The sequence below is a fragment of the Paeniglutamicibacter psychrophenolicus genome, from assembly GCF_030812255.1.
GTDB classification, from domain to species: Bacteria; Actinomycetota; Actinomycetes; order Actinomycetales; family Micrococcaceae; genus Paeniglutamicibacter; species Paeniglutamicibacter psychrophenolicus_A.
Map to the genome: position 1 here is coordinate 89741 of NZ_JAUSSH010000019.1, position 10196 is coordinate 99936.

Genomic DNA, 10196 nt, shown 5'->3' on the forward strand with positions numbered 1-10196 from the left:
GGCATGCGCATTGCTGCGGATCGCTCCCCGACCCATACAGCAGACCAGGATCGTGTCGCTGGAGAAGACACTCTCGCCAGCCCCGTCGACCCCTCGTTATGGGCTCCGGTTTTCATGCATCCGACTCGGGCCATAGTGGAGCATCCCTTCGGGGCCCACATAGTTTGGACGCCGCTTTGGCCCCAAGGCGAACCGTACCAACGGAGATATGGATTCCCGTGTTGCCTGATGATCCTTTTCAGCGAACCACCAAGTCGGACTGCTAGTGTCGAGGCGGCCGGCATTCATCTTCACCACGAAAGGTTCGTCAACCTTGCCCCCAGAACAACAGCATGAATCGCCACGGCTCACCAGACGTGCATTGTTGTCTCTCGCGGCACTGGCATCCGGAGGGGCTGCGCTTTCGCCTTGGGTACCCTACGAACTTCCCAACCCTCCCGCACCAGCGCAAACTACCCCGAATTCCAAACCGACGCCTGCACCCGGACCGCCCCCATTGCGCCAGCGCGATCCATTGCTGACTGCCACCTTGGCGAAAGTGTCGAACACTAGAGGTGCCATCGCCCGATTCCCAGGAGCCTTCCCGGCCCTCGGTCTCAAAGCGGTTGTGCCTTTGCCGGGGCTGGCCGCTGCCCCATTCCCTTGGCTGGCTGTATCAATAGTTGGTCCTATCCACCAATTACAGATCGTCAATCCGCTTTCCGGGGTTCCTGTTCACGTAGTAACCATCCCCGCCAGCCACAATGGTGGCATCGAATCACTGGTCTGGCACCGGAGCAGCAAGACCCTCTACCTGGCTACCGGCAGCAGCCTCTACGCGTGGAACCCGACAAATCCCAAGCTGGTTCACCGGATCGGCGAAGTCCCGGGAGCGAGCACAGTGTACGAGCTGACGCTGGACACGGCCGGAAACATCTGGGGAGGTACCTACCCCACTGGGACCACCTTCATCTACACTCCAGCAACAAAAAAGATTCAGACCCACTCGCGGCTCGCTTCGGACACCCACTACGCGAGGCGCCTGGCCATCGGCCCGGATGACACGGTCTGGATCGGCACCGGTTCACTGAAACCCCGACTGTTCAGCTTCCCCGCGGCCAACCCGGGGCAGCGCACCGAAATCCAGTTGCCCGAGCCGATGTCCAACGGCTTCATTTCCTCCATCGCTGTTCTCGGAAACCGCGTGGCGGTGACTGCCAGTGACATCACGGCCGAGCTGCTGCTTGACCCAGCCAGCAAGAAATGGGCAGGCCAGGTGAACCGGATGTGGGCCTCCCGCCTGACGTCGACGGAAGTCAAGGACAGCGGGCGCATTTACAGTATTTCCAAGGGCTATCTTTACGCCACCGATACCTCCACATGGCAGGACACCAAGCTGGGCCCGGTCGGGACCAGCGCCCCCCTGGCCCTGATTGCCACTGCCACCCAGGTACTCGTGGCCAGCCAGATCCCCACCGGCCTGCGCCTGGAATACTTCAACCTTGCCACCGGCAACGTGGCAACCGTGCGCACTGTCTCACTTACCCCCGGCGAATACAAGATCCAATCGCTCATGGGACATTCCACTGGGAACATCTACGTGGGCGGCTACATGGGACACGGCGTTGCCGCTATCAATCCCGACACAGGAGCCCGCTGGCATTCCCCTCACGATGAAGATGTGGTCAACCAAGTCGAGGGCATGATCGAGTTCAATGGCCAACGTTGCTACATCGGATCCTATGGTTCAGCCGACATCATCAGCATGGACAGCCTCAAGAAGGACCGGTCGGATGGCTACGTGCGGCTGGACAGGCTGAGCCGCAGATATCACCAATCCCGTCCATTCGGTTGGGCAGTAAATTCACGCAACGTGTTTTTTGGGACGGTGCCGGACTACGGGTTGGCCGGAGGTGTACTGGGCATGATCAATCCGCGAACCAACAAGATCGCATGGGTGCTCGATGGCCGCGGCACGGGATTCGTCAAGGCCCACTCCATCATTGGTCTGACGGCCGACGAACGTTACTTGTACGGAACCTCTTCGGTGCGCAACGGCTATGGGTTGCCCGATACCAAGGGGCCGGCCAAGGTCTTCAAGCTGGAGATCGCGACCAGGAAGAAGATCTGGGAAACCACACCGGTGCGCACAGCGGGTGCACTGTATGCGCCCAAACGCATCGCCGGATGGCTGGTCGTCGCCGACATCGAGGGCATCAACATCATTGACCCGGCCACCGGCAAGTTGGTGGCACGCCATCGTTTGACGCAGGCCAGCAACGCTGCCGCCCGCCCCGGCTGGGCCGATGCAGACCTCGCGCAGGTCCGCGAGGGCTCCAAAGTTGTCCACAGCGCGGCGGGGACCACGACCGTCGTCGACTTCCGATCCGGAACCAGAGCCATCATCGGGAGCCCTGCGGGCAAGGAACGGTTCGGGACCCGACTCGCGTCGACTCCATCGGGCCGAGTCTTTGGCTACACCGGAAAGACCGTATTGGTCGAGCTGGATTTGCAACCCGTCAAGGTGGCAGCACGCAAGAAGCCTGCCGTCCCGATGCAGCGTCCGAACGGGTAGTGACGGGACCACGACCGTGACTTCCCGAGTTCCTTGCAGCATCAAGGCACGATCGCAGGCGTCTTCTCAGGCGCCGCGGACCGCGACCTCTCCCGGCTTTGCGTGCTCTGCGCCGAACACCAGATAGCGGTTGGCGATCTTCTCTGTGAAGAACCGGTCGTGGCTGACCACCACCACGGCGCCCGGGAAATGCAGCAGTGCGCGTTCCATGACCTGGGTGCTGGACATGTCCAAATGGTTCGTGGGCTCATCCAGCACCAGCACCGAGGCGCCCGAGAGCAGGCACATGGCCATGGCCACCCGGGAACGCTGGCCTCCTGAGAGGTTGCCAATGCGGTTCTTCAAGTCGGCCTCGGAGAACTGGAACATGGCCAGGAAGCGGTTGACCGATTTCTTGGTGGCAGTGAAGGCCAAAGAATTGGGCATGGCGTTGACCGCATGGGTCACGGTGTCCTCGTTGTCCAGGTCCTCAAGGATCTGGTTGTAGGAAACGACCGCGGCGCCCTTGGTCCAGGTGACATAACCCGAATCCTGCTTTTCCTCCTCGGTCAGCACGCGCAGCAGAGTGGACTTGCCACTGCCGTTGGCACCGAGGATCACCAGGCGGTTGCCGCGGCGCACCTCGAAGCTGAGATCGGTGAAGAGCGTCTTCTCCCCGTATGACTTGGACAGGCCCTCCACCCGGCAGAGGGTTTCCTTGATGTGCAGGCCGCCGTAGATCTCGGTCATGATCTTGTCCACGGGGCGCGGGGCCCGTGACTTCTTGATCTTCGAAAGCTTGTTGTCCAGCCCCTTGCTTGCGGCCTTGGCTGCCTCACGGCGGTCCGAGATGCCCTCGGCCTCGAACGCCAACAACTCGGACTCGTGGACGAACTGGGATTCGAGGGTTTTGAGCTTGAACTGCTTGGCCACCACGTACTGGGCAAAGTTTCCCGGGTACTCGTGGAGGTGGAAGTTCTCGACCTCAACGATCCGGGTGACCACCGAGTCCAGGAACTTGCGGTCGTGCGAGACGATGATCGCCGCACCTTGGAAGGATTTGAACCAGTTCTCCAGCCATTCAACGCCGGCAACGTCAAGGAAGTTGGTCGGCTCGTCCAGCAGGAGCACGTCCGGGTCCTCGAGGAGGATCTTGGCCAGCGCTGCACGGTTGCGCCAGCCGCCGGAGAGGGAGTCAATGGGGCAGGTGCGGTGGGCTTCGTCAAAGCCGAGTTTGGTGAGCACGGTGTCAATGGTGCGTGGGTAGTCCCAGCCATCCAGTCGATCCATGGATTCAAAGAGCTCCGACTGGCGATGGATCAAACGTTCCATCTCGTCGGCCTTGGGATCGGCGGCAATGGCCTCATCGATCTCGGCAAGTTCCGCTTCGATGGCCTTGACCTCGCCAAAGAGCTCGTTTAGCACCTCTGAGATGGTGGCTGCACCGTTGAGTTCCGAGAACTGGGAGAAGTAGCCGATCTTGGTTCCCAGTTCCACGGCCACCGTCCCGGTGTCCGGGGATACGTGGTCCAGGACCAGCTTCAGCAGGGTCGACTTGCCCGAGCCGTTCCGCCCGATCAGGCCGACCCGGTCCCCGGCCTCGAGCTTGAAGAATGCCTCGCGCAGGATTTGGTTGTTTTCGAATCGAACGCTGACATCGTTTAGCCGGATCAAGCTCATGCTGGTGTGGTCCTATCAATAGCATCGGTGGTGGAATAGCGGGCACGTTCCCCATGCGGAGACCGCTCGGTGAAATGGACACGAGCCAATACCGCTAAACACCAACAACGATTCTACAAGGCTGGTCGCTGGGTCTCTTCGATCTCCTCCCCCAGCGGCTCAACGCGCATGATGGCGCGTTCCTGCTTCCAATGCCACACTGGATGCAGGAGGCGTGCCGTGTCTGCAAACGAATTCACCGGTTCACGCGACAGTTCTGCCCACGAACAACTCATCTGGGACTACATCGAGTCCTTGCCCGCCAGCGAGATCGACAACATCATCGGCCGAGCCGAACGAAAGGTCGAGAAGATCGCCTACGGCATGCATATGGCGGGACGGCCCATCAATCTCAAGATCCGCAAGCGCCTGATCCAGTCCGCCATCCTGCGTGAACTCAACACCCGCGCGGGATGACCCGGATTCGTCTCTTTCCCTTCAAAGGATTATTTGGCGGGCACCGTCCAGCTACTTGTCATACGTCTCGGCATGGATGTGGTCCAGGTGCTTGGTTGTGTCGTTCCAGTTGTTGGTGAACTGTTGGCCGTACTTGCCAGACTTCGAGTACTCTTCCCAGCCCTTTGCCGGTCCCAGCCAGATCTTGTCCTGCCAGATCAGGTACCTGACGCGCAAGGACTCCCGGTTAGCAATAAGGAAGTCGGCAATCTCGTCGCCGTTCCTGACGCCCTGGGCGGTCTTGTAGTTCTTGATCATGATGTCCGTAGCCAAGCCCTGGCTGTGGCCAACGGAACCCGGGCGGACGCCGCCGTAGGAGGAGACGTAATCCCCGAACCTGGACTCGACCGCATTCATGATGCCAACGGTCTCCGGCTGTAGCTGGGCCAGCGGAGTCTTGGTCAGGTAAGCCTCGGAAATCCACCCGGTGCCGTGGCGAGATATCACTCGCGCCCACTTGTCCCGGGATTCCAGGTAGGTCACCTTTTCACCGGGTACAATCTGGCCGATCACCGGATACACGGTTGAACTTCCCAAGCGCACGTTGACGGTACCGGTGGCCCAACGGTGTTGCGTGACAGGCTTCGGAGGCGGCGCCGAGGTGGCGAGGTACAGCGCGCTTACCCAACCTGTGCCCTTGCTGGTCTTGACGTTGGCCCAGCCACCCGAGAAGCGGCCAAGAAGCACCCTCTCCCCCACGGGGACGACGCCAATGGAGTCATGGTTGGTTCCGGCGCCCGAGCGCAGGTTCAGGTTTGCGGTGGTCCAGCGCGGGGAGGTGAAAGTGATTTCATCGGGTTTGGGGGCAGGAGGCTGGGGTGCCGAGGTTGCCAGGTAGGCTGCGCTGACCCAACCTGTTCGTCCATCCACCTCGATATTGGCCCAGCCGCCGGAGGACGTGCCAAGCATGACCCGATCCCCCTTGGAAACTACGTCCATGATGCTGTGGTTGGTTCCGGATCCCGAGCGGAGATTGACATTGGCCGTGGCCCAGCGCGGGACGTTGAAGGTCACCGGTGGCTTGGAGGGCAGAACCTGGTTCACCTTCGTGGACAAGCCCTTGGAATCCATCCACCCAATACCGGCGCTGGTGCGCACCTGCTGCCAGGAACCCGAGGTGCGCAACCACTGCACCTTCGTGTTCATCGGCATCGCGATGATTGCCTTGCTGGTGGTGCTCGTGCCCGCGTAGGCCCGCTGGCTGCCGTTGACCCAGCGATAGATCACCGCGGGGCTCGTCTTGCTGAGCGTGGACGACGGGACAAATCCGGTCTTCCCCGAGGAAACGATCTTGGACCAGGAACCGGTCTTGCCGAGCACCTCGACCTTGGTCTGGCGGTGGATCGTGACAAGGTTCGCCGAGGAAGCAGAGGCCGCACTCTTCACCGTGGTGTACGCGTTGGTGTAGTTGTAGACCTTGGGCTTAGCGGGTGGCTTGATTGCCGCATTCGAGAGTTTGCTCGACTGCATCCAGCCGATGCCGGCGCTGGTGCGGACTTGCTGCCACGAGCCATAATTACGCAGCCATTGGATCTTCGTGTTGTTCGAGAGCGTGGCGAGCTTCCTGCTGGAGGTATTGGTGCTCTGGAAGACTGGTTGGTTGCCCTTCACCCACCGGTAAATGGCCGCGGGATTCGATGCGCTGAGGGCACTTGACGGAACGAACCCCGTCTTTCCCGACACGACGACCTTGATCCAGGAACCGGTCTTGCCAATGACCTCCATCTTGGTCTGGCGGTGGACCGAGACCACGTTGGCCGAGTTTGCGGCTGACTTCGCCTTCACCGTGGTGAAGGCCTTGGTGTAGTTGTACGCCTTGGGCTTCGCGGGGGCCTTGATTGCCTTGGTGGAAAGCTTGCTTGATTGCATCCAGCCAATGCCGACGCTGGTGCGCACCTGCTGCCAAGAACCAGAAGTTCGCAACCATTGGATCTTGGTGTTGTTTGAGAGCGCGCCAAGCTTCTTGCTCGTGGTCTTGGTGGTTTGGAAAACCGGCTGCTGGCCGTTCACCCAGCGATATACGGCAGCGGGGTTCGTCTTGCTCAGTGCGCTTGCGGGAACGAATCCGGTCTTCCCCGAGACGACGACCTTGGTCCAGGACCCGGACTTGCCAAGCACCTCGACCTTGGTCTGGCGGTGGATCGAGAGCACGCTGGACGAGCTTGCTGCCGCCTTGGCCTTCACCGTGGTGAAGGCCTTGGTGTAGTTGTAGACCTTGGGCTTAGCGGGTGGCTTGATTGCCGCATTCGAGAGTTTGCTCGACTGCATCCAGCCGATGCCGGCGCTGGTGCGCACCTGCTGCCAGGAACCCGAGGTCCGCAGCCACTGGATCCTGGTGTTGTTCGACAGGGTGCCAAGCTTCTTGCTGGTGGTCTTCGTGCCCTGGAAGACCGGCTGCTTGCCGTTCACCCAGCGGTAAATGGCCGCGGGATTCGATGCGCTGAGGGCACTGGACGGAACGAACCCCGTCTTGCCCGAAACGACGACCTTGCTCCAGGACCCGGTCTTGCCAATGACCTCCATCTTGGTCTGGCGGTGGACCGAGACCACGTTGGCCGAGTTTGCGGCTGACTTCGCCTTCACCGTGGTGAATGCCTTGGTGTAGTTGTAAACCTTCGCCGTGGCCGCCGCGACAGGCTTGAGGAAGTTACCCGATACCCAGCCGGTTTTCGATTTGTAAGTGACTTGGTTCCAGATGCCACTGGTCTTGAGGATTGTCAACCTGGTGTTCTTGGGAATCACCAGAAGCGAGGCCGATTTCACATTGGTGGTCTTGCGGAGATTCAGGTTTGCCGTGGTCAGCTTAACCGGTTTCGCCTTGGCGGTGTTGATGCCGACCGACGCGATCGGCGCAAGCGGCTGTGCGGTGGCGATGCTGGTTGGCCCGCCAACCAGCGCAACGGCAAGGGCCAGCGCTACTCCAAGGTGTTTACGCTGCAATGTGGGCTCCTGAAAAAGGGATGACGATCAAGGCATAACAGTACCCAATAACGTCATGTCCGGGTTGATTTCCATGAAAATCTCCGTCCTTTCCAACAACATGCGCCGCACAGTGTCTTCGTGGTCAAGCGGCGCGCGATTCACCGGCCATCAGCGGCCCGCTTTGCCGGTGGCTCGATTTCTGCCAAGCCATTCCCAGCGGAGGCAGGAAAGTTGATAGGTGAAGCCACTGCCCGCGGCTCATCCAGACTCGCGAGGCGTTGCACCGTGCCCACAAAATAGCATGGGCGCGATGCCTGCACGTGGTTCAACGATGTTCAGGCAGCGCGCCCATGGCGACTCGCGTCAGCCCTGTCGGGCTTTCATGCGGGGGTTCTTCTTGTTGATGACAAAGACCTTGCCACGGCGGCGAACAACCTGGGCGCCGGGGATCTTCTTCAGCGAGCGGATCGAATTGCGCACTTTCATACTTTTTCCTTTTGTAGGTGTTGCAGCAAAAATCTGTTGGAGGCAAACGCCGTGGCGTCAGGCGAGGTCGGCGAGTCGGAGGGCATCCTCGAAATCCGGTGACTCCAGGATTTCGGCATCGGTGAGTTCGCAGGAGTGAAGGAGCGCCGCCAATTCAACGGCGTCGTTGCTGTCGCTTGTCAGCGTCACGTGCGTACGCGCCGTTTCCGCGCCCCATGTCCCCTGGTTTTCGACCCACACGAACGGACCTGCACCGCCAAGCACCACCTTGGTTTCCGGTGAATTGCCGACCCATAGCGTGCCTCGCAACCACACGCATCCCTCGGCCAGCCAGCCCAGCGCCTCCTTGAGCCGCCCCGGGTGCAATGGACGCTCAGCCAGTAGTTCAACCGTTGTGAATGGACCGTCCTTGGCCATCGTCTCCATGGAAGTTCCGGCAATGCGGACATGGACGTTTCCGGGTGTCGAGCGTCGGCGAGCAGCCTCCGGCTCATGGGCATTGAGTGCAAGGTCTTGGTCGGGGTGGATCACGGCCAGGTGCGGTCCCAGCTCCCCGAGAAGCTGGGATCCGCGATGGAACAAGTCGCCTCCGGCTTGGCAGCCGGGTGCCTCGGCCTCAAAGAGGTGGGCGAAGAGCCCCTCGAGCAACAGCGCGGTGTCGGCAAAGGCGATTTCCTTGACGAGAAATTCCCCCGGAGTCCGGTCATCGTCTTGCACGCTGCTGAGCCCCGCCTGCCAGAGGGTGCGAGTGTCCCACATCTGGTCCTCAAGCGCCGCCGGGTCCAATGCGAGAGAAACCGAATCAATGTTTATCCCGCGCACGGCCAACAGCGGACCGTGAATTTCCAGCATCATGCCCGCGTTCACGCTTGGCGGCAGCCCCACGAAAACTTCCCTGAGGGCGGCGTCGAGGACTCGAGTCACCGTGGGCACCGCGTCCAGCCTCACGGTGCAGGTGAGACAGCCATGCTCCAGCGCAATTTCGGTGCGGTCGACTTCGACCGCACCGCGGGACACGCGACGCAGCACCCGTTCGCCCTCAAGCAAGTCGTGGCGAAACACCATGGCTTCGGGGCTGGTCGCCAGCAATGCGTCCAGTGCCTTGTCTCGGACGTGGGCTTCAAGCGAAGTTACAAGTATGAGAGTCACACCGACCACAGTCACTAATAATGATTCTTATTAGCAACTTGTGGGCAGACATGGTTTTGTTCCGTTTGGCCCCTTGGGCAACTCGCACCACGGGCCCTCACGCTCCGCCCCGTCGAAGGACCGTTGAATCAATGGGGTTCGTGGTGCACCGGGACCACCACGACCGGCAGCTTCTGGTGGGCGATCACGCGGTGCGCGGTCGTTCCGTTGAGCAGTTCCGACAGCCGGGCACCCACGCCTTGGTGCCGGGTTCCGACCACGATCATGCGTGCATGCAACTCGCTGCCGAGCCGCGCCAAGGCCTTGCCGGGGTCCCCGGCCAGCACACGGAACGACCATGAAATCTTTGATCCGGCCATGGCGCTGTCCAGGATCCGCAAGATGTCGCGCGCGTCCTCGGTCATGTTCTCGTCGATCTCCTGGGGATGCAGCGAGTTGCCGCGGATATCCTCCTTCAGTTCCCATTCGACCAGGTAGCTGTTGATCTCCACATAGGCAAACACCAACGGCGCCCCCAGTCCCTCCGCCAGCGTCCGCGCCTCGAGGACCACGCGCCGGGGCTGCTTGGGCAGCACCCCGACGACGATCGGCCCCACTCCCCCGACGTTCGGCATTTCGTTGTCCATCATGGCCTCCTGGCGTCGTTGCAATCCAACCTCTACCTATTTGGTATTTTCCGCCCATATTCACGGGAGGGGAACAGCAACTGGCCTCGATCTTCCCGCCGACCGCCCGCTGTTGTCCGGTGCCACGAACCACCAGCCACTCGGGGCTTGCCGCCCGTCCATGTGAACGCGAACAGAACTACATACGCCATCGATACGTTGGGATTCCATGGTCAAGTCCCGTGGAGTGGTGTAACCATTTGGTGATGCTTCGAGGTTGCTGGGGCTAGAAGCTGTGGTTGTCGGACGCGGAGTCGGGTTCCTCC

The 10196-nt window shown here is 60.9% G+C and carries 7 protein-coding genes; 2 read left to right on the top strand and 5 right to left on the bottom strand.

What is annotated here, in order from left to right:
- Positions 1 to 538 precede the first annotated feature (538 nt).
- Positions 539 to 2554, top strand: coding sequence for a hypothetical protein (locus tag J2T21_RS19165; RefSeq protein WP_307583615.1), 2016 nt, complete (start codon positions 539 to 541; stop codon positions 2552 to 2554).
- A 66-nt stretch (positions 2555 to 2620) separates the two neighbouring features.
- On the opposite strand, the gene J2T21_RS19170 is transcribed toward J2T21_RS19165, so the two are convergent.
- Complete coding sequence (locus J2T21_RS19170) at positions 2621 to 4213, bottom strand: ABC-F family ATP-binding cassette domain-containing protein (RefSeq protein WP_307583617.1); 1593 nt, start codon at positions 4211 to 4213, stop codon at positions 2621 to 2623.
- A gap of 219 nt (positions 4214 to 4432) precedes the next feature.
- On the opposite strand from J2T21_RS19170, the gene J2T21_RS19175 reads away from it, so the two are divergent.
- Entirely contained in the window at positions 4433 to 4669 is a 237-nt protein-coding gene (locus J2T21_RS19175) for a hypothetical protein (protein ID WP_307583618.1), read from the top strand.
- Positions 4670 to 4720: 51 nt separating this feature from the next.
- Here J2T21_RS19175 and J2T21_RS19180 read toward each other — a convergent pair whose 3' ends face one another.
- From J2T21_RS19180 to J2T21_RS19195, 4 genes are all read right to left on the bottom strand, one after another.
- Entirely contained in the window at positions 4721 to 7648 is a 2928-nt protein-coding gene (locus tag J2T21_RS19180) for an SH3 domain-containing protein (RefSeq protein WP_307583620.1), read from the bottom strand.
- A gap of 345 nt (positions 7649 to 7993) precedes the next feature.
- The gene (ykgO, locus tag J2T21_RS19185; RefSeq protein WP_071216524.1) at positions 7994 to 8116 is read right to left on the bottom strand and encodes a type B 50S ribosomal protein L36; all 123 of its coding nucleotides are present in this window, start codon (positions 8114 to 8116) and stop codon (positions 7994 to 7996) included.
- Positions 8117 to 8173: 57 nt separating this feature from the next.
- Complete coding sequence (locus J2T21_RS19190) at positions 8174 to 9280, bottom strand: GTP-binding protein (protein WP_307583622.1); 1107 nt, start codon at positions 9278 to 9280, stop codon at positions 8174 to 8176.
- Between the two features lie 113 nt (positions 9281 to 9393).
- A complete protein-coding gene (locus J2T21_RS19195) occupies positions 9394 to 9891 on the bottom strand; it encodes a universal stress protein (protein WP_307583624.1) in 498 nt (165 codons plus the stop codon).
- Positions 9892 to 10196 lie beyond the last annotated feature (305 nt).

Excerpts from the sequence above, each read along its gene's own strand:
- J2T21_RS19170 (WP_307583617.1), bottom strand. The coding sequence starts at position 4,213 with ATGAGCTTGATCCGGCTAAACGATGTCAGCGTTCGATTCGAAAACAAC.
- ykgO (WP_071216524.1), bottom strand. The coding sequence starts at position 8,116 with ATGAAAGTGCGCAATTCGATCCGCTCGCTGAAGAAGATCCCCGGCGCC.
- J2T21_RS19195 (WP_307583624.1), bottom strand. The coding sequence starts at position 9,891 with ATGGACAACGAAATGCCGAACGTCGGGGGAGTGGGGCCGATCGTCGTC.